At 74.9% G+C, this 22,407-nt stretch carries 21 protein-coding genes; 10 read left to right on the forward strand and 11 right to left on the reverse strand.

Annotated elements, in window-relative coordinates:
- Positions 1–52 precede the first annotated feature (52 nt).
- From C6N75_RS12420 to C6N75_RS12445, 6 genes are all read right to left on the reverse strand, one after another.
- A complete protein-coding gene (locus tag C6N75_RS12420) occupies positions 53–1,402 on the reverse strand; it encodes a Gfo/Idh/MocA family protein (protein WP_105868936.1) in 1,350 nt (449 codons plus the stop codon).
- A 200-nt stretch (positions 1,403–1,602) separates the two neighbouring features.
- Complete coding sequence (locus C6N75_RS12425; RefSeq protein WP_105868937.1) at positions 1,603–2,673, reverse strand: substrate-binding domain-containing protein; 1,071 nt, start codon at positions 2,671–2,673, stop codon at positions 1,603–1,605.
- 30 nt (positions 2,674–2,703) lie between these two features.
- Positions 2,704–3,765, reverse strand: coding sequence for an ABC transporter permease (locus tag C6N75_RS12430; RefSeq protein ID WP_105868938.1), 1,062 nt, complete (start codon positions 3,763–3,765; stop codon positions 2,704–2,706).
- Complete coding sequence (locus C6N75_RS12435) at positions 3,762–5,288, reverse strand: sugar ABC transporter ATP-binding protein (RefSeq protein ID WP_181160452.1); 1,527 nt, start codon at positions 5,286–5,288, stop codon at positions 3,762–3,764. The genes C6N75_RS12430 and C6N75_RS12435 overlap by 4 nt, the downstream gene beginning before the upstream one ends.
- 579 nt (positions 5,289–5,867) lie before the next feature.
- Positions 5,868–7,049 (reverse strand): ROK family transcriptional regulator, encoded by a 1,182-nt coding sequence (locus C6N75_RS12440; protein WP_105868940.1) that lies wholly within the window; start codon positions 7,047–7,049, stop codon positions 5,868–5,870.
- A 250-nt stretch (positions 7,050–7,299) separates the two neighbouring features.
- On the reverse strand, positions 7,300–8,244 hold the full coding sequence (locus C6N75_RS12445; protein ID WP_105868941.1) for a beta-ketoacyl-ACP synthase III: 945 nt from the start codon (positions 8,242–8,244) through the stop codon (positions 7,300–7,302).
- 291 nt (positions 8,245–8,535) lie between these two features.
- Here C6N75_RS12445 and fdhD point away from each other — a divergent pair, with 291 nt between their 5' ends.
- Together fdhD and C6N75_RS12455 are read left to right on the forward strand one after the other, a co-directional pair.
- Positions 8,536–9,390, forward strand: a complete 855-nt coding sequence (fdhD, locus tag C6N75_RS12450; protein ID WP_105868942.1) for a formate dehydrogenase accessory sulfurtransferase FdhD — start codon at positions 8,536–8,538, stop codon at positions 9,388–9,390.
- Positions 9,387–9,695, forward strand: coding sequence for a barstar family protein (locus C6N75_RS12455; protein WP_105868943.1), 309 nt, complete (start codon positions 9,387–9,389; stop codon positions 9,693–9,695). The genes fdhD and C6N75_RS12455 overlap by 4 nt, the downstream gene beginning before the upstream one ends.
- Before the next feature lie 231 nt (positions 9,696–9,926).
- Here C6N75_RS12455 and C6N75_RS12460 read toward each other — a convergent pair whose 3' ends face one another.
- A complete protein-coding gene (locus tag C6N75_RS12460) occupies positions 9,927–10,313 on the reverse strand; it encodes a hypothetical protein (protein ID WP_105868944.1) in 387 nt (128 codons plus the stop codon).
- Positions 10,314–10,698: 385 nt separating this feature from the next.
- On the opposite strand from C6N75_RS12460, the gene C6N75_RS12465 reads away from it, so the two are divergent.
- From C6N75_RS12465 to C6N75_RS12480, 4 genes are all read left to right on the forward strand, one after another.
- The gene (locus tag C6N75_RS12465; protein ID WP_105868945.1) at positions 10,699–12,525 is read left to right on the forward strand and encodes an AMP-dependent synthetase/ligase; all 1,827 of its coding nucleotides are present in this window, start codon (positions 10,699–10,701) and stop codon (positions 12,523–12,525) included.
- Between the two features lie 258 nt (positions 12,526–12,783).
- Entirely contained in the window at positions 12,784–13,620 is an 837-nt protein-coding gene (locus C6N75_RS12470; RefSeq protein ID WP_105868946.1) for an aldo/keto reductase, read from the forward strand.
- A gap of 285 nt (positions 13,621–13,905) precedes the next feature.
- Positions 13,906–15,246: a PP2C family protein-serine/threonine phosphatase gene (locus C6N75_RS12475; RefSeq protein WP_105868947.1), complete on the forward strand. Its 1,341-nt coding sequence runs from the start codon at positions 13,906–13,908 to the stop codon at positions 15,244–15,246.
- Positions 15,243–15,596, forward strand: coding sequence for an STAS domain-containing protein (locus C6N75_RS12480; protein ID WP_105868948.1), 354 nt, complete (start codon positions 15,243–15,245; stop codon positions 15,594–15,596). The genes C6N75_RS12475 and C6N75_RS12480 overlap by 4 nt, the downstream gene beginning before the upstream one ends.
- Positions 15,597–15,620: 24 nt before the next feature.
- Here the strand turns inward: C6N75_RS12480 and C6N75_RS12485 are convergent, their stop codons facing one another.
- The 3 genes from C6N75_RS12485 to C6N75_RS12495 form a co-directional block, all read right to left on the reverse strand.
- Positions 15,621–16,061: a hypothetical protein gene (locus C6N75_RS12485; protein ID WP_105868949.1), complete on the reverse strand. Its 441-nt coding sequence runs from the start codon at positions 16,059–16,061 to the stop codon at positions 15,621–15,623.
- 131 nt (positions 16,062–16,192) lie between these two features.
- Positions 16,193–17,092: a class I SAM-dependent methyltransferase gene (locus tag C6N75_RS12490; protein WP_105868950.1), complete on the reverse strand. Its 900-nt coding sequence runs from the start codon at positions 17,090–17,092 to the stop codon at positions 16,193–16,195.
- A 92-nt stretch (positions 17,093–17,184) separates the two neighbouring features.
- Positions 17,185–17,490 (reverse strand): 4a-hydroxytetrahydrobiopterin dehydratase, encoded by a 306-nt coding sequence (locus C6N75_RS12495; RefSeq protein ID WP_105868951.1) that lies wholly within the window; start codon positions 17,488–17,490, stop codon positions 17,185–17,187.
- Between the two features lie 142 nt (positions 17,491–17,632).
- Between C6N75_RS12495 and C6N75_RS12500 the strand changes: the two genes are divergently transcribed.
- The gene (locus C6N75_RS12500) at positions 17,633–18,457 is read left to right on the forward strand and encodes a helix-turn-helix domain-containing protein (protein ID WP_105868952.1); all 825 of its coding nucleotides are present in this window, start codon (positions 17,633–17,635) and stop codon (positions 18,455–18,457) included.
- A 132-nt stretch (positions 18,458–18,589) separates the two neighbouring features.
- Here C6N75_RS12500 and C6N75_RS12505 read toward each other — a convergent pair whose 3' ends face one another.
- Positions 18,590–19,204: a histone deacetylase gene (locus tag C6N75_RS12505; protein WP_105868953.1), complete on the reverse strand. Its 615-nt coding sequence runs from the start codon at positions 19,202–19,204 to the stop codon at positions 18,590–18,592.
- Positions 19,205–19,345: 141 nt separating this feature from the next.
- Here C6N75_RS12505 and tdh point away from each other — a divergent pair, with 141 nt between their 5' ends.
- The 3 genes from tdh to C6N75_RS12520 form a co-directional block, all read left to right on the forward strand.
- Positions 19,346–20,386 (forward strand): L-threonine 3-dehydrogenase, encoded by a 1,041-nt coding sequence (tdh, locus tag C6N75_RS12510; RefSeq protein WP_105868954.1) that lies wholly within the window; start codon positions 19,346–19,348, stop codon positions 20,384–20,386.
- 38 nt (positions 20,387–20,424) lie between these two features.
- Positions 20,425–21,621 (forward strand): glycine C-acetyltransferase, encoded by a 1,197-nt coding sequence (locus C6N75_RS12515; RefSeq protein ID WP_105868955.1) that lies wholly within the window; start codon positions 20,425–20,427, stop codon positions 21,619–21,621.
- A gap of 31 nt (positions 21,622–21,652) precedes the next feature.
- The coding region (locus tag C6N75_RS12520) for a LysR family transcriptional regulator (protein WP_105868956.1) at positions 21,653–22,407 on the forward strand (755 nt) is incomplete at its 3' end.

Consider the following 22,407-nt stretch of genomic DNA (forward strand, 5'->3'; position numbering starts at 1 on the left):
TCGGCCCACTGGCCGGTGAAGAGGGTGAAGGGACGTGGCACCGGCAGACCTCCTAGGCGGTGACGGCGGGCGGGGCGGGCGGCCCGGCGGCGGCGAGCGGCACGGAGGGACCGGGGGCCACCGGCTCCCCGGCCGCTCCCCCGCCCGCTCCCCCGGCGCCGCCCGACGCGGGCTCCGGGTCGACCGGGGTGTAGGCGGCCCGGTCGGCGGCGCTGCGCTCGACGGCGGCCAGCACCCGCTGCACCTGGAGCCCGTCGGCGAACGACGGGGACGGCTCGGTGCCGGCGGCGACCGCCAGCACCAGGTCCCGGGCCTGGTGGGCGAAGGTGTGCTCGTAGCCGAGCGCGTGGCCCGGAGGCCACCAGCCCTCCAGATAGGGGTGGTCCGGCTCGGTGACCAGGACCCGCCGGAAGCCGGCCGAGGCGGCGGGCAGGGTGTGGTCGTGGAAGGACAGCTCGTTGAGCCGTTCCAGGTCGAAGGCGAGCGAGCCGTGTGCGCCGTTCAGCTCCAGCCGCAGCGCGTTCTTGCGCCCCGCGGCCATCCGGGTGGCCTCGAAGGATGCGAGCGCCCCGGAGGCGAACCGCCCGGTGAAGAGCGCGGCGTCGTCCACGGTGACCGGCCCTCTCCCGGCGCCCCCCGACGCCGAGAGCCCGGCGCCCGCCGACGCCGAGAGCCCGGCGCCCGCCCCGGCCGGCCGGGGCCGCTCCCGGACGAAGGTCTCCGTCAGCGCGGAGACCCCGGTCAGCAGCTCCCCCGCCACGTACTGGGCGAGGTCCACGATGTGCGCGCCGAGGTCGCCGAGCGCGCCGGAGCCGGCGTGCTCCCGCTGGAGCCGCCAGGTCAGCGGGAAGTCGGGGTCCACCAGCCAGTCCTGGAGGTAGCTCACCCGTACGTGCCGCAGAGTGCCGAGCCGCCCCTCGGCGACCAGCTTCCGGGCGTACGCCATGGCCGGCACCCGCCGGTAGTTGAAGCCGACCATGGCCACCTGGCCGCGGGCGCGGGCCCGTTCGGCGGCGGCGGTCATCGCCTCGGCCTCGGCCACCGAGTTGGCCAGCGGCTTCTCGCACAGCACGTGCTTGCCGGCCTCCAGGGCGGCGACGGCGATCTCCGCGTGGCTGTCACCGGGGGTGCAGACGTCCACCAGGTGCACGTCGTCCCGGGCGATCAGCGCCCGCCAGTCGGTCTCGGCGGCGGCCCAGCCGTGCCGGTCGGCGGCGGCCCGCACGGCGGCCGGGTCCCGGCCGCAGACGGCGGCGAGTCCCGGGCGCAGCGGCAGGTCGAAGGCGCGGCCCACGGTGCGCCAGCCCTGGGAGTGGGCGGCGCCCATGAAGGCGTAGCCGACCATGCCGATGCCCAGTACCGGCCTCTCGCCGGGCCGTGCCGGTGGTTCCTTGGCGGCCATAGGGTTCCTCCTCGTGGTTGTCCGTCGCGTCGGCCCCGGGGCCCTGGTCGGCCGTCCGTCACGTCGGATCCGGGCCCTGGTGGCCGTCCGCCGCGCCGGGGCCGGGGCCTGGTGGGCGTCCGCCGCGCCGGGGCCGGGCCCCCGTGGTCGTCCGCTGGGCCGGGTCGCGCCGACCGGGGCCCGGCCCGGCGGCTGCGGGCCTAGTTGAAGCCGGTCGGCAGGTAGTCGTCGACGTTGTCCTTGGTGACGACGGCCGAGTAGAGGGTGATCGAGGACGGGATCTCCATCTCGGCGAGCCCCCCGACGCCCTTCTTCTGGCCGAGCGCCCGGGCCAGGTCGATGGCGGAGGCGGCCATGGTCGGCGGGTAGAGCACGGTCGCCTTCAGCACGCCGCGGCCGGACTTGATGGCGTCCATCGCTGAGCGGGCGCCCGCGCCGCCGACCATCAGGAAGTCGTCGCGGCCGGCCTGCTCGATGGCGCGCAGCGCGCCCACGCCCTGGTCGTCGTCGTGGTTCCACAGCGCGTCGAACTGCTTCTGCGCCTGGAGGAGCTGGGCCATCTTGGCCTGGCCGGACTCCACAGTGAACTCGGCCGCCTGGCGGGCCACCTTGGTGATGTTGGGGTAGTTCTTCAGGGCGTCGTCGAAGCCCTGGCTGCGCTGCTTGGTCAGCTCCAGGTTGTCCAGCCCGGCCAGCTCGACGACCTTGGCGTCCGGCTTGTCCTTGAGCTGCTCGCCGATGTAGCGGCCGGCGTTGAGGCCCATGCCGTAGTTGTCGCCGCCGATCCAGCAGCGGTACGCCTGCGGGGAGGCGAAGACCCGGTCGAGGTTGACCACGGGGATGCCGGCCTTCATGGCCTGGAGCCCGACCTGCGTGAGCGCCTTGCCGTCGGCCGGCAGCACCACCAGCACGTCGACCTTCTTGTTGATGAGGGTCTGGATCTGGCCGATCTGGGCGGCGGTGTCGTTGGAGCCCTCGGTGATCTCCAGGGTGACCTCGGAGTAGCGGGAGGCGCGCTCCTTGGCGTTCTCGTTGATGGCGTTGAGCCAGCCGTGGTCGGCCTGCGGGCCGGCGAAGCCGATGGTGACCGGGGTGCCGGGCTTGTCGTCGGCGGCCTGCGCGCCGCTCGCGGCCGGGGCGGAACCGGCGCTGTTCTTCGGCTCGTTGCTGGTGCAGGCGGTCAGCAGGGCGCCGGCGGAGACGGCGGCGGCCCCGAAGAGCATTCCTCTGCGGCTGGTGCGGCCGCCGGCCTCTGGCGTGACGTCTGACATGGCGGGTGGACCCTTCCGGTCGGGGGCGTGTCAGTGTTCGGTGGCGCCGCGGGCGGTGCGGTGCTGGACCAGGACGGCGGCGACGATGATCGCGCCCTTGGCGATCTGCTGGACGTCGCTCTGGAGGTTGTTGAGGGCGAAGATGTTGGTGATCGTGGTGAAGACCAGGACGCCGAGCACGGAGCCGGTGATGGTGCCGCGGCCGCCGCTGAGCAAGGTGCCGCCGATGATCGCGGCGGCGATGGCGTCCAGTTCGTAGAGGTTGCCGTTGGTGTTCTGGCCGGAGCCGGCCAGCACGATCAGCAGGAAGGCGGCGATGCCGCAGCACAGCCCGGACAGCAGGTAGAGGTAGAGCCGCTGGCGGCGGACGTCGATGCCGGCGAGCCGGGCCGCCTCCGGGTTGCCGCCGACGGCGACCGTGCGGCGGCCGAAGACGGTGCGGTTGAGCAGCAGCCAGCCGACGGCCGTCACCGCGGCGAAGACCAGCACCAGCGGCGGGATGCCGAGGACGTAGGCGTCCGGCACGCCGAGGTCGAGCACCGCGTCGACGGTGACGATCTGGGTGCGGCCCTCGGTGATCTGAAGGGCCAGGCCGCGGGCCGAGGCGAGCATGGCGAGGGTGGCGATGAAGGGCACCATCCCGCCGTACGCGATGAGCAGCCCGTTGACCAGCCCGCAGCCCAGGCCGACGACCACCGCGGTGAAGAGGATGCCGGCGAAGCCGTACTCCTGGGTGGCGAGAGTGGTCGCCCACACCGAGGCCAGCGCCACGATCGCGCCGACCGACAGGTCGATGCCGCCGCTGGTGATGACGAAGGTCATGCCGACGGTGACGACGCCGATGACGGACGCCTGGGTGAGGACCAGTTGGAGGTTGGCGGTGTCCAGGAACTGCTCGGGGCGGGTGAAGCCGCCGACCGCGACCAGCACGGCGAGCACCGCGAGCAGTGAGAGGTTGCGGACGTCGGCCCGCAGTCCCAGCGGCCGGCGGGTGGTCGCCGGCGCCTCCTTGCGACCGGCCGGGGCCGGGGGCGGCGGGCCGCCGGGCACCGGGGCGTCTGCGGCGCCGGCCGGCGAGGCGGGCTGCGTCATGGCGTCGGGCTCCCTTCCCACACGGGGCTCCCCTTCGTCGCGGGGCTCCCCTCCATCACGAGATCGAGGACGCGGTGCTCGTCCAGCTCCCGGGCGGGCGCGGTGTGCACCACGCGGCCCTCGCGGAGCACCAGCACCCGGTCGGCGAGGCCCAGCACCTCGGGGACCTCGCTGGAGACGAGCAGCACCGCCAGGCCGTCGTCGGCGAGCCGGCGGATCACGGCGTACAGCTCGGCGCGGGCGCCGACGTCCACGCCGCGGGTCGGCTCGTCCAGCAGCAGCACCCGGCAGCCGCGCAGCAGCCAGCGGGCCAGCACGGCCTTCTGCTGGTTGCCGCCGGACAGGGTGCGGATGCGGGCGTCGGGGTTGTCCGGGCGCAGCGACAGCTCGCGGGTGGCGGCGCGGGCCGCGGCGCGTTCGGCGGAGCGGTCGATCCAGCCGGCGCGGGCGTAGCGGGAGAGGGCGGAGACGGAGACGTTGGAGGTGACCGACTCCAGCATCAGCAGGCCCTGGGCCTTGCGTTCCTCGGGCGCGAGGCCGAGCCCGGCGCGGACGGCGGCCCGTACACTGCCCGGCCGCAGGGCCCGCCCGGCGACCCGCACCGTGCCGGCGTCGGCCTTCCGCGCGCCGTAGACGGTCTCCAGGATCTCCGAGCGGCCGGAGCCGACCAGTCCGGCGAGCCCGACGATCTCGCCCGCCCGCACCTCCAGGTCCAGCGGCTCGAACTCGCCCCGGCGGGTGAGCCCCTGCACCGTCAGAGCCGGCTGCCCCCTGGGAGGCAGCGGCGGCCTGGGCGGGAAGACGTACGCGACGTCGCGGCCGGTCATCAGGGCGACGACGTCCCGGGTGGGGGTGGACTTCGCGGGCAGTCCGCCGGCCACCGCGCGCCCGTCCTTGAGGACGGTGACCCGGTCGCCGATGCGGCGGATCTCCTCCAGCCGGTGCGAGATGTAGACGACGGCGACCCCGTCGGCGGTGAGGTCGGCGACGATGCGGAAGAGGTTGTCGGTCTCGTCCGGGTCGAGCGCGGCGGACGGCTCGTCCATCACGATCAGCCGTACGTCGTGCGAGAGCGCCCGCGCCATGGAGACGATCTGCGCCTGGGCGGCGGACAGTTCGCCGACCGGCCGGCCCGGGTCGATCTCCGGGTGGCCGAGCCGGCGCAGCAGCGCGGCGGTGGCGGTACGGGCGGTCCGCCCGCGCACCACGAAACCCGCGGCCGTCGGCTCGTGCCCCAGGAAGACGTTCTCGGCGACGGACAGCCCCCGCACCAGGTCGAGTTCCTGGTAGATGGTGGCGATGCCCAGGCGCATGGCGGCCATCGGGGACTTCAGCCGCACCTGGTCGCCGCGCCAGGTGATGGCGCCGCCGTCCGGCTGGTGGGCGCCGGCCAGCACCTTGATCAGGGTGGACTTGCCGGCGCCGTTCTGGCCGAGCAGGCAGTGCACCTCGCCGGCCAGCACATCGAGGTCGACGCCGTCGAGGGCGCGCACGCCGGGGAACGACTTGGTGATGCCGGACATGGTGAGCAGGGGTGGTCGCGGTGGGGCCGGACGGTCGGGTGCGGCCGGTGCAGACATGGTGGTCCCCTCGGCGAACGGGGTGTCCCGCCGGCCCCCGGTCCCGGACGAGCGGACGAGCGGGCGGGCGGGGCGGGCGGAAGGCCGGGGGGCGGGCAGGACGACGCCCGGAGCGGGCGCGCGGGTGCGACCGGGCACGCGGAGGACGCGGTACGCGGTGCGGTACGGGTACGGAGGCGGGTGCGGGCGAGCGCGGCGGCTTGCCGGGCGGGCGGACGTGGTCGTACGGGTGGGTCGTACGGGACGGGTGGGACGTACGCGCGTGCGCTGGTGGTGCCGGGTGGGGCGGGTGCTGCCACGCAAGGCGAGTAGTACGGGTGGTGCCTGTGGTGCGAGGTGCCCGAGGTGCCAGGTGCCAGGTGCCTGTGGTGCGAGGTGCCCGAGGTGCCAGGTGCCAGGTGCCTGTGGTGCGAGGTGCCCGAGGTGCCAGGTGCCAGGTGCCTGTGGTGCGAGGTGCCCTTGGTGCGAGGTGCCTGTGGTGCGGTCGGCCCGGTGGGGTGCGCGGGGCCGGCCCGGCCCGGGTCAGGCCGGGGAGAACAGGTGGTCGCTGATGAGCCGGGCCGCGCCGGTGACTCCGGCGACCTGCCCCAACTCCCCCAGCACAATGGGCAGGTTGCCCGTCGCCAGCGGCAGTGAGGTGCGGTAGACCTGGGTGCGGACGCTGGCCAGCAGGGTGTGGCCGAGGCCGGTCACCCCGCCGCCGATCACGACCAGGCCCGGGTTGAAGAAGCTGACGAGGGCCGCGATGACTTGGCCGACGTGGTTGCCGCCCTCGCGGATCAGGTCCAGCGAGGTGGCGTCCCCGGCGGCGGCGGCCGCGGCGACGTCGGCGGCGGTGAGCCGGCCGGCCGCCTCCAGGCGTCCGGCCAGTTCGGCCGAGAGTCCGCCGCGGGCGGCGTCCTCGGCGTCCCGGGCCAGTGCGGCGCCGCTGAAGTGGGCTTCCAGGCAGCCCCGGTTGCCGCAGGCGCAGGGGCGGCCGTCCGGGACGACCTGGATGTGGCCGATGTCGCCGGCGCTGCCGGTGACGCCCCGGTGGACGTCGCCGCCGACCACGATGCCGCAGCCGATGCCGGTGCCGATCTTGACGCAGAGGAAGTCGCCCACCGAGCGTGCGACGCCGGCGTGCTGCTCCCCCATCGCCATCAGGTTCACGTCGTTGTCGACCATGACGGGGCAGCCCAGCTCCTGGCTGAGCGCCTCGCGGACCGGGAAGCCGTCCCAGCCCGGCATGATCGGCGGGGCGACCGGGACGCCCTCGGGGAAGCGCACGGGGCCCGGTACGCCGATACCCGCGCCGTCGAACCCCTCGGCCAGGCCGGACGCCCTGAGCTTGGCGGCCATGGCGAGCACCTGCTCGAACACGGCGACCGGGCCCTCGCGGACGTCCATCGGCTGGTTGAGGTGGCCCAGCACCTCCAACTCGGCGTTGGTGACGGCCACGTCGATCGAGGTCGCGCCGATGTCCACGCCCAGGAAGCGCAGTTCGGGGGCGAGCCGGATGTTGTGCGAGCGGCGCCCGCCGCGCGAGGCGGCGAGCCCGTCCGCGACCACCAGGCCGGTCTCCAGCAGCCGGTCGACCTCGACCGCCAGCTTGGAGCGGGACAGGTCGACCTGGTCGCCGAGCTGGGCACGGGAGTTGGGGCCGCCGTCGCGCAGCAGCTTCAGCAGCCGCGCCTGGTGCGCGTTGGCAGGTCGTGCCGTCATGCGTCTCACGCGCCCCTCCCCGCCGTCGTCTCGTCCGGCCGTGGTGTCCTGCTGTCGAGAGGGGAACGTAGCAGCGCTTTGCCGCAGGGGGAAGAAGTTGCGCGGGAATCCCCGCCAACTTTCTCCACGCTCAGGACAAAGCCCGGCCCAGGAGGCGGCGAGAACGCGAACTGCCGGGCCCGGCGGGGCTCGTGAGCCGTGCGCCGTGCCCCGTACGGTGAGCAGGCCCTACCGCGGCGTCCCGCACCCGTCAGGGCACCCGGACGACCTGGCCGGCGTAGGAGAGGTTGCCGCCGAAGCCGAAGAGGAGGGCGGGGGCGCCGGAGGGGACCTCGCCGCGTTCGACGAGCTTGCTGAGGGCCATCGGGATGGAGGCGGCGGAGGTGTTGCCGGACTCGGTGACGTCCCGGGCGATCACCGCGTTGACCGCGCCGATCTTGCGCGCGACCGGTTCGATGATCCGCAGGTTGGCCTGGTGGAGCACCACCGCGGCCAAGTCCTCGGGGGCGATGCCGGACCGCTCGCACACCCGGCGGGCGATCGGCGGGAGCTGGGTGGTGGCCCAGCGGTAGACGGCCTGGCCCTCCTGGGCGAAGACCGGCGGGGTGCCCTCGATGCGGACCGCGTGGCCCATCTCGGGGACCGAGCCCCAGAGCACCGGGCCGATGCCGTCGGCCCCGTCCGGGGCGGCCTCGACCACCGCCGCGCCGGCCCCGTCGCCGACCAGCACGCAGGTGGTGCGGTCGGTCCAGTCGGTGATGCCGGTCATCTTGTCGGCGCCGACGACCAGGGCGCGGGTGGCCGAGCCGGCGCGGACCGCGTGGTCGGCGGTGGCCAGCGCGTGGGTGAAGCCGGCGCAGACCACGTTGAGGTCCAGGGTGGCCGGCGAGGTCATGGCGAGCCGGGCGGCCACCCGCGCCGCGGTGTTGGGCGAGCGGTCGATCGCGGTGGAGGTGGCCACCACGACCAGGTCCACCTCGGAGGGCGCGAGGCCGGCCGCGGCCAGCGCCTTGGCGGCGGCGTGCGCGGCCATCTCGTCCACCGTCTCGGCCGGCCCGGCGACGTGCCGGGTGCGGATGCCGACCCGGCTGGTGATCCACTCGTCGCTGGTGTCGACGATCTCCGCCAGCTCGGCGTTGGTGAGCACCCGGGCGGGCTGGTAGTGCCCGAGAGCGGCGATACGAGTGCCCGTCATGCCCGGGACCCCCTTGGGTGCGGTACGTGGAACCACGTGCGGATGGTGCGCCCGTACGGCCTGCTCGGCGGCCTGCCGGGCGTACGGACCCCCCAGTCTCGTCAGCGACCGGTGAGTAACCGGTGAGGTGATGCGACAGGATTCACGCCCTCCTCTTGGAGAGTCCGCAACATCGCCCGCCCCGGCCTGGCCCGACCGGTGAAGCTGTCACCGGCCGGTGACGCCCGGCCCCGCCGTGGGGCGACAATGGCCGGGTCACCCTCGCCGCACCGAAGGAACGGTTGATCGAACATGGGACGGGCAACCGAGCGCCGCCGCGTCGTCCGCGTCCGGGACGGGGCCGTCTCGGCGCGCCCGGACACCCTGGCCGCCGAGGAGCCGCTGGAGATCCGGCTGAACGGCCGCCCGCTCGCCGTCACCATGCGCACCCCGGGCGACGACTTCGCGCTGGCCACCGGTTTCCTGGTGAGCGAGGGCGTGGTGGCGTCCGCCGACGACGTGCGCTCGGTCGTCTACTGCGCGGGCGCCAGGGACGACGGCGGCAACACCTACAACGTGGTGGACGTGCGGCTCGCCCCCGGCGTACCGGTGCCGGAGACCGGCCTGGAGCGCAACGTGTACACGTCCTCCTCCTGCGGGCTGTGCGGCAAGGCCAGCCTGGACGCGGTGCGCACCTCGACCCGGTTCGCCCTGGGCGCGGGCCCCGTCGGCGTCACCCCGGGGCTGCTGGCCGCCCTGCCGGAGAAGCTGCGGGCGGCGCAGCGGGTGTTCGAGAGCACCGGCGGGCTGCACGCGGCGGCGCTGTTCTCCGCGGCCGGCGAGCTGCTGGACGTACGGGAGGACGTGGGCCGGCACAACGCGGTGGACAAGGTGGTGGGCCGGGCCCTGCGGGAGGGCCGGCTGCCGCTCGACGAAACGATCCTGCTGGTCTCCGGACGGGCCTCGTTCGAGCTGGCCCAGAAGGCGGTGATGGCGGGCGTGCCGCTCCTGGCGGCGGTCTCGGCCCCCTCGTCGCTCGCCGTGGAGCTGGCCGCCGAGACGGGGCTGACGCTGGTCGGCTTCCTGCGCGGACGCAATATGAACGTGTACGCGGGCGAGCACCGGCTCGACCTGGACGGCGCCGGGGTCACTACCCTGCGGGGATGACGCACAGCGAACGGGACGGCGAGTTGACCGTGGACCTGCGGGGCGCGGCGGTGGGGACGCTGGAGGACTTCTGGGACGCGGTGGCGGCGCCGTGCGCCCTGCCGGGGTGGTTCGGCCGGAACCTCGACGCCTGGGCGGACGCCCTGAACGGCGGCGGGGTGTCGGCGGTCGTCGACGGGCACACCCTGGTCGTGCACGCCGACCGGCGCGGGCTGTTCGCCGGCGACCGCCCCGAGGCGCGGGCCCTGGCGGCCGTGTTCGAGGAGGGCCGGCACCGGTTGGTGGTCCACCCGGAGGGCGGCTAGCCCCATGGGCTTCTCCGGGGCGGGCGAGTAGCGCGTCGAGGCCAGGAGGGGGCGCACGGCTACGGGCCGGGCGCCCGCTGGTCGTGGGGCGGCGACGCCGCCGACCTGTTCTCGGTGGGCCGGGACGGGCGGACGGTGACGGTGGTCCGCCGGGCGCGGCCCGGCGGCCTGGAGGACGCGCTGGTCGCGGCCTCCGCGCGCACCTCGGTGGCGAAGCCGTGCCGACCGGGGTCAGTTCCGGGGCGGGTCGACCAGTTGGAGGGCGAGGGCGGCGGGCGGCTCGGCGACGCCGGGGCCGCCCGCCGCGACCCAGGCGAGGATCTCGTCCAGGCAGTCGTCGTCCAGGGTGAAGCCGATCCAGGCGGCTCGGGCGCCCTTGCGGCGGGCCTCCCCCGACGGCTGGACGACCACGATGTTGGCCTGGCCGCAGGGGCCGAGGCAGTCGCTGGTGCGCACCGCCAGACGCCCGCCGGAGACCGCCGCGGCCTGCCGCAGCCTGCGCAACTGGCCCGCGTGGTCGGTGCCGGGGTGCTTGCGGGCGTCCCCGCAGCAGCAGCCCCGGCACACCACGAGGGTGCACGGCCGGGCCGCGCCCGGGCGGACCCAGGAGCGGGTCACCGCGCACCGCCCGGCGGCGGCAGGAGGTCGCCGGCGGGCGCGGGGGCGGGGGCGGGCGCGTCGGGTATCGGCATGCGGACACCGTAGCGGTCCGGATGATCACTCCGGACCGCCGCCCGCGGCGCAGGCCGGCCGGGGCCGCGCCGTCCCGGTTCTCGCAGCGCTGGTGAGCGGGCCGCACAGATTCGGTGGAGATTGCCGCGCGCTTTCTTACTCAGGAGTCAGTACGCTCGGACGTCCTGGACCACCTGGCCTGCGCGGCGGCTCTGACCTGTGGTGATGGCCGCGCAAAGGACTAGGCCAAAGGTCTCCCGCGAGCGGCCCGGGGTGGGGTACGGTCACCCCCCGCCGCGAAGGTGCGAGGTGCGTCCCGAGGAGCAGGCCGTTGCGCGAGTTCAGTGTCCCGCCGCAGCTCGCGGCGCCCCTGGTCGGCGGGCTGGCCGACGCCGTGTTCGAGCACGCCGACGGCGACCCGCACCGGGTGGCGCTCGGCCGCAAGGATCAGGCGGGGCGGTGGACGGACGTGACCGCCGCCGCCTTCCGGGACGAGGTGCTCGCGGTGGCCAAGGGGCTGCTGGCCCAGGGCGTGCGGTTCGGCGACCGGGTCGCGCTGATGTCCCGGACCCGCTACGAGTGGACCCTGCTGGACTTCGCGCTGTGGACGGTGGGCGCCCAGTCCGTCCCGGTCTACCCCACCTCCTCGGCCGAGCAGGTCCACTGGATGCTGCGCAACGCCGAGGTGAGCGCCTGCGTGGTCGAACACGAGGACCACGCCATGACGGTGGGCTCGGTGATCGACAAGCTGCCGGCGCTCACCCGGCTGTGGCAGCTCGACGCCGGGGCGCTGGCCGAGCTGACGGCGGCCGGCGAGCGGATCGACGACGAGGTGGTGCACCGGCACCGGCGGGCCGTCACCCCCGACTCGGTGGCGACCGTCATCTACACCTCCGGCACCACCGGCCGGCCCAAGGGCTGTGCGCTGACCCACGCGCAGTTCATGTTCGAGGCCGACACCCTGGTGGACCGCTGGGCCGAGGTCTTCCGCCCGCGCACGCCCGGGGTGGAGGCGTCCACGCTGCTGTTCCTTCCGCTGGCGCACGTCTTCGGGCGGATGGTGGAGGTCGCGGCGATCCGCCGCGGGGTCAGACTCGGCCACCAGCCGGCCCTCTCGGCGGACGCGCTCATCCCCGACCTCGCCGCCTTCCGCCCCACCTTCGTGCTCGCGGTGCCGTACGTCTTCGAGAAGGTCTTCCACGCGGCCCGGCGCAGGGCCGAGGCGGAGGGCCGGGAGCAGATCTTCGACAAGGCCGTCGAGGTGGCGGTGCGGTACGCCGAGGCGCTGGAGGCGAAGGCGCTCGGCCAGGGCCCGGGGCCGTCCGCGGCACTGCGGGTGCGCCACGGCTTCTTCGAGAAGGCGGTGTACGGGCGGGTCCGCGAGGCCCTGGGCGGGCGGGTGCGGCACGCCATGTCGGGCGGCTCGGCGATGGACCGGCGGCTGGCGCTGTTCTTCGCCGGCGCGGGCGTGGCGGTGTACGAGGGGTACGGGCTGACCGAGTCGGCGGCCGCGGCCACCGCCAACCCGCCCGAGCGCACCAAGTACGGCACGGTCGGCCCGCCCATCCCCGGCACCTCGGTGCGGATCGCCGAGGACGGCGAGGTGTGGCTGCGCGGCCCGCACGTGTTCGCCGGCTACCTGGACGACCCGGCGGGCAGCTCGGCGGTGCTGCGCGACGGCTGGCTGGCCACCGGCGACCTGGGCACGCTGGACGAGGAGGGGTATCTGACCATCACCGGGCGGAAGAAGGAGATCCTGGTGACCTCCGGCGGCAAGAGCGTGGCCCCCGTGGGTCTGGAGGAGCGGGTGCGCTCCCACCCGCTGGTCGCCCAGTGCATGGTGGTCGGCAACGACCGCCCCTACGTCGCGGCCCTGGTCACCCTGGACCTGGAGGCGGTGGAGCACTGGCTGGCCATGCAGCACCGGCCGCCGCTGCCCGCCGCCGAGCTGGTCCGCGACCCCGCCCTGGAGGCAGAGATACGGCGGGCGGTGGTCACCGCCAACACCCAGGTGTCGCAGGCCGAGTCGATCCGCACCTTCCGCATCCTGGCCCAGCCCTTCACCGAGGACCGGGGCCTGCTGACGCCGACGCTGAAGCTGAAGCGCAAGGCCATCGAGGCGCAGTACGCGGCGGAGGTCGACGCCCTGTACCGGTGAGGCGTCGGCGGCGCCCGCCCCCGGGGACCCGCTCGGCGCGCGCGGACCGGGAACATGATCCAGGATGTGGACGTTGCATCCCGGAGTGCGACCGCGGACCGACCCGCGGACCGACAGGACGACAGAACCACCGCAGAACGACCGGAGTACGACCGGTGTGACGGGATAGGGGCATAGCCGGTGCACCGCACGGTGCGGCGACCCCGTACCCGCGGCACCGACGTATCGCCCACACCACGACGTTAGGAACGACCGCTCGTGAGCAAGGTCCCCTCCATCACGCTCAACAACGGCGTCAGCATGCCGCAGCTCGGCTTCGGCGTGTGGCAGGTCGCCGACGACGAGGCGACGAAGGCGGTGGGCACGGCCCTGGAGGCCGGCTACCGCAGCATCGACACCGCCGCCGCCTACGAGAACGAGAAGGGCACCGGGCAGGCGCTCCGGGCCTCCGGGCTGCCCCGCGAGGAGCTGTTCGTCACCACCAAGCTGTGGAACAGCGACCAGGGGTACGACAACACCCTGCGCGCGTTCGACGCCTCGCTGGACAAGCTCGGCCTGGACTACGTCGACCTGTACCTCATCCACTGGCCGCTGCCGGCCAAGGACGCCTACGTCGACACCTACAAGGCGTTCGAGAAGGTCCTCTCCGAGGGCCGCGCCAAGGCCATCGGCGTGTCCAACTTCCTGCCCGAGCACCTGGAGCGGCTGATCGACGAGACCTCCGTGGTCCCGGCCGTCAACCAGATCGAGCTGCACCCGCAGCTCCAGCAGGCCGAGTCGCGCGCCTTCCACGCCCGGCACGGCATCGCCACCGAGGCCTGGTCCCCGCTGGGCCAGGGCAAGGGGCTGCTGGACGTGCCGGCGGTGCGGGCCATCGCCCAGAAGCACGACGTCACCCCCGCCCAGGTGGTGCTGCGCTGGCACGTGCAGACCGGGAACGTGGTGATCCCCAAGTCCGTCACCCCCACCCGTATCCGCGAGAACATCGACGTCTTCGGGTTCGAGCTGGACGACGACGACCTCAAGGGCCTCGCCGCCCTGGACGAGGGCAAGCGGCTGGGCCCGGACCCGGCCTCCTTCGACCTCGACTCCTGAGCCCGGGTCCCGGAGGACCGCTGGTCATCCGGCCGGGCGGCCGGCGGTCGCGCCGGCGGCGGTCCGGTACGATCACCGCACCGCCGTCGGCGCGTGTGCCGACCGGCCCGCTTTCCTGACGCACGCTCCCGGCGGTCCACCGGCTTCCCGACTCGCCCGCGCGACGCGTCGGACCCCCTCGGCGCGGACCTCGGCCGGGAAGGCGCCGCGACCGACGCATCTCCGCCGCCCCGCGCGGGCAGGCGGACCGGGACCGGCCCCCGGGACCGCAGCAGGGAGGACTCGATGCACGGGACGCCGTACGCGCCCCCGCGTGCGCCCGCCGACGAGCACGGCCGGCTGGCAGCGGTGCACCGCTACGGCATCCTGGACACCGCCCCGGACGGCCCCTTCGACCGGGTCGCCTCGCTGGCGGCCCGGCTCTTCGACGCCCCCATGGCGACGGTGTCCGTGGTGGACGCCGACCGGGTCTGGTTCAAGGCCGTGCACGGCCTGGACGGCGTCCGCCAGGTCGAGCGGCTGCCCGGACTGTGCTCGTCGGCCATAGAGCAGTCCGAGCCGTACGTGGTGGGGGACGCCCTCACCGACCCGCGCTGCGCCGGGCACCCGCTGGTCACCGGCGGCCCCCGGGTCCGCTTCTACGCCGCCGCGCCGATCACCACCCCCGACGGGCGGCGCCTGGGCACGGTCGGCGTGCTGGACAGCCGGCCGCGCACCGCGTCCGCCGACCAGTTGGCCGCGCTCGGCGAGCTGGCCGCGCTGGTGATGGACGAACTGGAGGGCCGCCGGGCCGCGGCCGACGCGCTCGCCGTGGAACGGCGGATGCGCACCGACGCCGAACGGCTGGCCCGCACCCTCCAGCGCACCCTGCTGCCGCCCGTGCTGCCCGCCGTGTCCGGCCTGGACGCGGCCGCCGCCTACCACACCGCCTCGCTGGACGAGGTGGGCGGCGACTTCTACGACCTGTTCCCGCTGCACGACGGCCGCTGGGCGTTCTTCCTGGGCGACGTCTGCGGCAAGGGCGCCGACGCCGCCGCCCTCACCTCGCTGGCCCGCTACACGCTGCGCGCCGCCGCCATCCACGACCCCGACCCGTGCGCGGCGCTGGCCACCCTCGACTCCGTCCTCAAGGGCGAGTACCAGGACGGCGACCCGCGCTACTGCACCGCGGTCTTCGGGGTGCTGCGGCCCGCGGCCGACGGGTCCTTCGACGTCGTGCTGGCCGCCGGCGGGCATCCGCCGGCCCTCGCGCTGCGCGCGGACGGCGCGGTGCGGCCCGTGCGCACCACCGGCGGCCAGCTCATCGGGCTGCTGCCGGCGCCGCACTTCGTCCGGGCCGCCCTGCGACTGGCCCCCGGCGAGGCCCTGCTGCTGTACACCGACGGCCTCACCGAGGCCCGGACCGCCGACGGGGGCATGCTCGGCGAGGAGGGGCTGGCCGACCACCTCGGCCCGCTGGTCCCCCGGGACGCCGACGCGCTGCTGGCGGCGGTCGACACGCTGCTCGGCGGCCTCGGCGACGGCGTCAGCGACGACACCGCCCTGCTCGCGCTCTCCGTACCGGCCCGCCAGGCCCCACTGCTCCCGACCAGCCGCACGGCCCCACCCGCACAGGAGAACCGGTGACCGAACGCACCCTGACCGTCGACTCCCGGTCCCACCCCTCCGGCGCCACGGTGCTGACCGTGTCCGGGGAGCTCGACCACCACACCGCCGGGCAGCTCCGCGCCGCGGTGGAGGGCGCGCCCTATCCGCCCGCCGGCACGGTGCTGGACTGCACCGGCCTCGGCTACTGCGACTCCACCGGGATCACCGTGCTGGTCACCGCGTACCACCGGGCCCAGGCCGCGGGCAGCCCGCTGGTGCTGGCCGGGCTGAGCGCCGACCTGCTGCGGGTCTTCCGCATCGTGGGCCTGGACCAGATCTTCTCGTACCGGCCCACCGTGGACGCGGCCCTGGAGGCCCTCGCCCCCTGAGCCCCGCCCACGGGCGGGCGCGCCTCAGCGGGCGGGCTTCGGCCCGCCGAGCGCCCAGCCGGAGACGTCGGCCGTGCGGCCCCGCCACAGCGGGGCGCTCGGGCTGCCCGGGACGGACAGGAAGACCACGTCCACCAGGTGCAGGAAGCGGTGCAGTCCCTGGGTGTCGGTGGCCTCCCCGCCGCCCAGCGCGTCCTGGACGGTGCGCGGCAGCAGCGCCATCTCCTCGGAGCGGTGCTCCGGTCCGGCGGTCTCGGCGACCACCTGCTCCCAGCGCCGGGCCCAGGCCTCGGAGCCCACCAGAAAGCCGCCGACCACCCCGCCGGACGTGGTGAGGGTGATCGCCAGCCTGCCGTCCTCGGCGACCTCCGCCATCCGCAGCAGCACCTCCAGGTGGGCGTCCACCTCGGCGGCGGCCGCAGCGTCCTGTCCGGCCCCGGCCGCCTCGTCCTTCTTCGCGCTCACGCCTGCTCCCTCTCGCGCTACGGGCCGGCCCTCCGCCGTCCGCCGTCCCGGTGCGGATGACCGCGATCGGCGCGGACATGCCCATCCGGTACGCCGTCCGGTAGGCGGTCCGGTAGGCGAGGGGTCGGCCGTCAGCCCTTGCGGGCGGTGTGCACGGTGTGCGCGGTGAGCCAGTACAGGTCGGTGCGCCGGTGCAGGCCCAGCGGCTCGGCCGGGTCGAGCAGCCTGTCCAGCGCGGTGCGGTCCCCCGCGTCGAGCGCGTCGCCGAAGCCGTCCCGGTAGCGGGTGAACTGGGCGACGGCGTAGGCCCGTACGGCGTCGGTGACCGGGGCGGGCGCGTCGTGCAGGAAGGTCCGGCTGCCGCTCGGGGTCAGCCCGGCCTCGGTGAGCAGCGCCCGCCAGTCGTCCACGACGTCCTCGGCTCCCGGCAGATCGGCCCGCATCCGCGCGAACCACTCGGCGTGCAGTGCCTCCAGGCGCTGCTCCAGGCCAGGGCGGCCGATCCCGGTGTTGCGGGGCAGGAAGCGCTGGGGCAGGCCGCCCTCGACGATGGCGAGGATGCCGCCCGGGCGCAGCCGCTCGGCGAAGCCGGCCAGCGCGGAGCCCTGGTCGCCCAGGTGGTGCAGGGAGTTGCCGGCCCACAGCAGGTCGGCCTCGCCGAGCGTGGCGAGCTGCGCCGGCAGGTCGGCGCGGAGGGTGGTGACCCGGGCGTTCTGGGCGGCGGCGCGCCGCTCGGCGGCGGCCAGCAGCTCGGCGGCCCCGTCGACGGCGACCACCTCGGCGTACCGGAAGGTCTCGGCGAGCAGGCAGGAGACGACGCCGGGGCCGCTGCCGACGTCGAGGACCCGGCGGACGCCGCCGGCCGGGAGGAGGCCGGTGAGCCACTGGCCCGCCTCGCGGTAGAGCGGCGCCTGAAGCTCGGCGTTCTGCTCCAGCAGCGGCAGCAGCGCCGACCAGTCGACGTCGGTGTGGTGGTCGTGGGCACCGTGGCCGTGGGTGCGCTGGTCGTGGTCCGCGTGGTGGGAAGTCATGGCCCCAGCGTGGCGGTGCCGGGCCGCTTTGGCGAACGTTGTTGCCGGAACGGCAAAAGCGGTCCCGGTCGAACCGGCTCGGGGCCGCCGCCTCAGCCGGCCCCGTGCGCCGGGGCGGCCGCCTCGACGCGGGCCGCCAGGTCGAAGTCGCGGGCGGTGATCGCGCCCCCGGCGTCGTGGGTGTTCACGGTCAGGCCGACGGTGTCGTAGCCGAGGGTCAGCTCGGAGTGGTGGTCGAGCTCCTGCTGGATGGCCGCGACGTGCACGACCAGCGCGGCGGCCGCGACATGGCCGGGCAGCCGGTAGGTGCGGGCGATGCGGTCGCCCTCCTGGGACCAGCCGGGCAGTTCGCGCAGCCGGTCCTCGATCTCCTTCTGCGACAGCGGCTCAGTGGGCATCCGGGGTTGCTCCCTCCGGTCGGGGCTGACGGGCTGACGGGTGGTCGGGCACGACCGTGACCATACGGTCCGCCGACGCCGCCCCCCGGTCAACACGTGCGGGTCGGCCACCCCGGCGGGCGGGTGGGTTACGGTCGGCTGCATGACAACGGTGGCACCGGTCGACGGCGTAGGGCCCCTGCTGCGCAACTGGCGGGAGCGGCGCCGGGTCAGCCAACTGGAGCTGGCCCTGCGCGCGGACTCCTCCGCCCGGCACATCAGCTACGTGGAGACCGGCCGCTCCCGCCCCAGCGAGGAGATGGTGCTGCGGCTCGCCGAGCACCTGGACGTGCCGATGCGGGACCGCAACGCGCTGCTGGTGGCGGCCGGTTACGCCCCGCGCTACACCGAGACCCCGCTGGACGCGCCGGCGATGGGGGCGCTGCGGCAGGGCATCGAGCAGTTGCTGTCCGGCTACGACCCCTACCCGGCGCTGGTGGTGGACGGCCGCTACGACGTGGTCGCCGCCAACCGGGGCGTCACGGCGCTGCTGGACGGCGTGGCCGCGCATCTGCTCGCCCCGCCGCTGAACGCCATGCGGCTGACCCTGCACCCCGACGGCCTCGCGCCGCGCATCCGCAACCTGCGCGAGTGGCGGGCGCACCTGCTGGCGCAGATGGAGCGGGACCTGGCGCCCGCCCGCTCGCAGCCGCTGCGCGCGCTGTACGAGGAGGTGGCGGCCTACCCGGCCCCGGCGGGTCCGGAGGACGCCGCCGAGGGGGCCGAGGAGGGCCTCGGCGCGGGCTGCCCCGCCGCGTACCGCGCGCTCGCCCTGCCGATGCGGCTGGAGCACGACGGCCGGGTGCTGACGTTCGTCTCGTCGATCGCGACCTTCAACACCCCGATGGACGTCACCGTCGCCGAGCTGGCCATCGAGACGCTGCTGCCCGCCGACCCGGAGACGGCCGCCTATCTGCGCTCGCGCTGAGGAGGTGCGCCGGGCGCGGCGGGGGCCGCCGGGACCCGGACGCAGTGCGGCCCCCGGGTCCCGGCGGAGTCAGGATGGCGGGCCGGGACGCGGGGCGTCGATGACCCCGGAGGTCATGGACGCGCCCGCGCGTCACTCCAGCAGGGCGGCGATGTGGGGGGCCGTCCAGTGGCCGGCCGCGCCGGGGCGGGCGGCGAGGTAGCCGGTGACGGTCTCCCGGTCCCAGACCCCGGCCGCCAGCAGCCCGGCGGCCAGATGGCGCAGGTAGCCGGCCGCCGGGACGGTGTGCTCCACCTCGTCCATCCGCCACGGCGCGGTGAAGGTGATCAGCGGCAGGCCGTCCAGGGCGCCGGGGCTCACCAGCGTCTCGTAGCGGCCGGCTCCGCAGGCGGCCCGGCCGTCGCGCAGCACCGGCCCCAGGTCCAGATCGCCGCCGGGGACCCGGTACATCTCCTGGGCGGCCAGGTCGGAGAACTGCACGGCGGTCAGCCGGTAGGCGCGGGACAGCACCCGGCCGGGCACGTCGGGGTCGTAGAAGGCGCGCCCGCCGGTCCACACCGGGGACTCGGTGGCGAAGTAGACCGCGCCGGGCAGCTCCAGCGGCACCGGCGGGCCGGGCATCCGGGGCTCCCGGCTGCCCGGGTAGTCGCGGCCGGCGTCCGGGGGCCGCCCGCCGAGCAGGTAGTAGGCCAGACGGTCCACGTGGAGATTGGAGCCGTACGCGGCGTACCAGACTTCCTTCGTCATGTCTCGACGGTAGGGGCGCGGCGCGTGAAGCTGCCCTGTCGGCCCGCTTAAGAAAACCTCGATGGACGCGGGCGGCCGGGCTGGGCAGATTGGAGCGCGTCCGCGATCTCCCTCCCCCTCAGCGCAGCCAGGAGCCGCACCGTGAAGGCACTCGTCAAGCACAAGGCCGAGCCGGGCCTGTGGCTCATGGACGTCCCCGAGCCGGAGACCGGGCCCGGCGACGTGCTGATCCGGGTGCTGCGCACCGGCATCTGCGGCACCGACCTGCACATCCGCTCCTGGGACACCTGGGCGCGCGGCGCGGTGCGGACCCCGCTGGTCCTCGGGCACGAGTTCGTCGGCGAGGTCGCCGGGGTGGGCGCGGACGTCACCGACATCGCGGTCGGCGACCTGGTCAGCGGCGAGGGCCACCTGGTGTGCGGCAAGTGCCGCAACTGCCTGGCCGGCCGCCGCCACCTGTGCCGGGCCACGGTGGGGCTCGGGGTGGGCCGGGACGGGGCGTTCGCCGAGTACGTGGCGCTGCCCGCGTCCAACGTGTGGGTGCACCGCGCCAAGGTCGACCTGGACGTGGCGGCGATCTTCGACCCGTTCGGCAACGCCGTGCACACCGCGCTGTCCTTCCCGCTGGTCGGCGAGGACGTGCTGATCACCGGCGCCGGCCCGATCGGCGTGATGGCCGCGGCGGTGGCCCGGCACGCCGGCGCGCGCAACGTGGTGGTCACCGACGTCAGCGAGCCCCGCCTGGAGCTGGCCCGCAAGGCCGGCGCGACCCTGGCGGTCAACGTGGCGCGGCAGAGCATCGAGGACGCCCAGCGCACCCTGGGGCTGCGGGAGGGCTTCGACGTCGGCCTGGAGATGTCCGGCAACGCCCAGGCGATGCGCGGCATGGTGGACAACATGACGCACGGCGGCAGGATCGCGATGCTCGGGCTGCCCGCCGAGGAGTTCGCCGTCGACTGGTCGAGGATCGTCACCTCGATGATCACCGTGAAGGGCATCTACGGCCGGGAGATGTTCGAGACCTGGTACGCGATGACGGTGCTGCTGGAGGGCGGGCTCGACCTGACCCCGGTGATCACCGGCAGCTACTCCTACCAGGACTTCGACGCCGCCTTCGACGAGGCCGCCACCGCCCGCAGCGGCAAGATCATCCTGGACTGGTCCGCGGCCTCGGCCGCCTGATCCGGCATCCCTTCCGCCCTCACCCTAGGAGTCCCCAGATGTACGCGTCCGTCCGCGACGAGCTGCGCGCCACCCTCGACGAGATCCGCGACGCCGGGCTGTTCAAGCCCGAGCGGGTCATCACCACCCCGCAGTCCGCCGCGATCCAGGTGGCCGCGCGGGACGCCGGCGGCGGCCAGGTGCTGAACTTCTGCGCCAACAACTACCTGGGGCTGGCCGACCACCCCGAGGTGGTGGCCGCCGCCAAGGAGGCGCTGGACCGCTACGGCTACGGGATGGCCTCGGTCCGCTTCATCTGCGGCACCCAGGACGTGCACAAGGAGCTGGAGGCCCGGCTGTCGGCGTTCCTCGGCCAGGAGGACACGATCCTGTACTCCTCCTGCTTCGACGCCAACGGCGGCGTCTTCGAGACGCTGCTCGGCCCGGAGGACGCGGTGATCTCCGACGCCCTCAACCACGCCTCGATCATCGACGGCATCCGGCTGTCCAAGGCCCGCCGCCACCGGTACGCCAACCGGGACATGGCCGACCTGGAGCAGCAGCTCAAGGACGCCCAGGACGCCCGCCGCCGGCTGATCGTCACCGACGGCGTGTTCTCGATGGACGGCTATGTCGCCCCGCTGCCGGAGATCTGCGACCTGGCCGACCGCTATGACGCGATGGTGATGGTGGACGACTCGCACGCGGTCGGCTTCACCGGCCCCGGCGGGCGCGGCACCCCCGAGCTGCACGGGGTGATGGACCGCGTCGACATCATCACCGGCACCCTCGGCAAGGCCCTCGGCGGCGCCTCCGGCGGCTATGTCGCCGCCCGCGCCGAGATCGTCGCCCTGCTGCGGCAGCGCTCGCGCCCGTACCTCTTCTCCAACTCCCTCGCCCCGGTGATCGCCGCGGCCTCGCTGAAGGTGCTGGACCTGCTGGAGAGCGCGGGCGAGCTGCGGGAGAGGCTGGCGGCCAACACCAAGCTGTTCCGCAGCCGGATGACCGAGGAGGGCTTCGAGATCCTGCCCGGCGAGCACCCCATCGCCCCGGTGATGATCGGCGACGCGGCCGAGGCCGGGCGGATGGCCGAGCTGCTGCTGGAGCGCGGGGTGTACGTGATCGGCTTCTCCTATCCGGTGGTGCCGATGGGCCAGGCCCGCATCCGGGTGCAGCTCTCGGCGGCGCACTCCGAGGCGGACGTGGAGCGGGCGGTGGCCGCCTTCCGTGACGCCCGGGCCGCGATGGCGGGCTGAGCCGGCCGCGCGGGCGAGCGACAATGGCGGTGTGATCGACCCCCGGCGCCTGCGCATCCTGCGGGCCGTGGCGGACCACCGGACGGTGACCGCCGCGGCCGCCGCGCTGTATCTGACCCCGTCCGCCGTCTCCCAGCAGTTGGCCGCGCTGGAGCAGGAGACCGGGCACACCCTGCTGACCCGCAGCGGACGGGGCGTCACCCTGACCCCGGCAGGGGAGATCCTGCTCGGCCACGCGCACGAGGTGCTGGCGCAGTTGGAGCGGGCCGAGGCGGAGCTGGCGGCGTACGCGCAGGGCCGGGCCGGCGAGGTGGTGGTGGCGTCGTTCGCCACCGGCATCGCGGAGGTGCTGGCCCCGGCGATCGGGCGGCTGGCCGGCAGCCACCCGGGCATCCGGGTGCGGGTGCGGGACGCCGAGGGCGACGCCTCCCTGCCGATGGTGCTGGACGGGGAGGCGGACGTCGCCGTCGCGGTCGAGTACCGGGGCGCGCCGCGCGAGGGCGACCCGCGGCTGACCCGGGTCCCGCTGTACGCGGAGCCCTTCGACGCGGTGCTGCACGCCGGGCACCCGCTGTCGGCGGCCCCCTCGGTGTCGGTCGCCGAGCTGGCCGACTGCGACTGGATCGCGCCCTACCCGGGCAACCCGTGCCACGACATGGTGGCCCTGGCCTGCGAGCTGGCGGGCTTCGAGCCGCGGGTGCTGCACTCCTCGGACGACTTCCGGGCGGTGGTGGCGCTGGCCGGGGCGGGCGCGGGGGTGGCGCTGGTGCCGAGGTCGGCGCTGAG

Source organism: Streptomyces solincola (genome assembly GCF_002982015.1).
Classification (GTDB): Bacteria; Actinomycetota; Actinomycetes; order Streptomycetales; family Streptomycetaceae; genus Streptomyces; species Streptomyces solincola.

What these genes read in the sequence shown, in the direction of transcription:
- C6N75_RS12420 (WP_105868936.1), bottom strand. Translation starts at nt 1,402, where the DNA reads ATGGCCGCCAAGGAACCACCGGCACGGCCCGGCGAGAGGCCGGTACTG.
- C6N75_RS12425 (WP_105868937.1), bottom strand. Translation starts at nt 2,673, where the DNA reads ATGTCAGACGTCACGCCAGAGGCCGGCGGCCGCACCAGCCGCAGAGGA.
- C6N75_RS12430 (WP_105868938.1), bottom strand. Translation starts at nt 3,765, where the DNA reads ATGACGCAGCCCGCCTCGCCGGCCGGCGCCGCAGACGCCCCGGTGCCC.
- C6N75_RS12435 (WP_181160452.1), bottom strand. Translation starts at nt 5,288, where the DNA reads ATGTCCGGCATCACCAAGTCGTTCCCCGGCGTGCGCGCCCTCGACGGC.
- C6N75_RS12440 (WP_105868940.1), bottom strand. Translation starts at nt 7,049, where the DNA reads ATGACGGCACGACCTGCCAACGCGCACCAGGCGCGGCTGCTGAAGCTG.
- C6N75_RS12445 (WP_105868941.1), bottom strand. Translation starts at nt 8,244, where the DNA reads ATGACGGGCACTCGTATCGCCGCTCTCGGGCACTACCAGCCCGCCCGG.
- fdhD (WP_105868942.1), top strand. Translation starts at nt 8,536, where the DNA reads ATGGGACGGGCAACCGAGCGCCGCCGCGTCGTCCGCGTCCGGGACGGG.
- C6N75_RS12455 (WP_105868943.1), top strand. Translation starts at nt 9,387, where the DNA reads ATGACGCACAGCGAACGGGACGGCGAGTTGACCGTGGACCTGCGGGGC.
- C6N75_RS12475 (WP_105868947.1), top strand. Translation starts at nt 13,906, where the DNA reads ATGCACGGGACGCCGTACGCGCCCCCGCGTGCGCCCGCCGACGAGCAC.
- C6N75_RS12490 (WP_105868950.1), bottom strand. Translation starts at nt 17,092, where the DNA reads ATGACTTCCCACCACGCGGACCACGACCAGCGCACCCACGGCCACGGT.
- C6N75_RS12495 (WP_105868951.1), bottom strand. Translation starts at nt 17,490, where the DNA reads ATGCCCACTGAGCCGCTGTCGCAGAAGGAGATCGAGGACCGGCTGCGC.
- C6N75_RS12500 (WP_105868952.1), top strand. Translation starts at nt 17,633, where the DNA reads ATGACAACGGTGGCACCGGTCGACGGCGTAGGGCCCCTGCTGCGCAAC.
- C6N75_RS12505 (WP_105868953.1), bottom strand. Translation starts at nt 19,204, where the DNA reads ATGACGAAGGAAGTCTGGTACGCCGCGTACGGCTCCAATCTCCACGTG.
- C6N75_RS12515 (WP_105868955.1), top strand. Translation starts at nt 20,425, where the DNA reads ATGTACGCGTCCGTCCGCGACGAGCTGCGCGCCACCCTCGACGAGATC.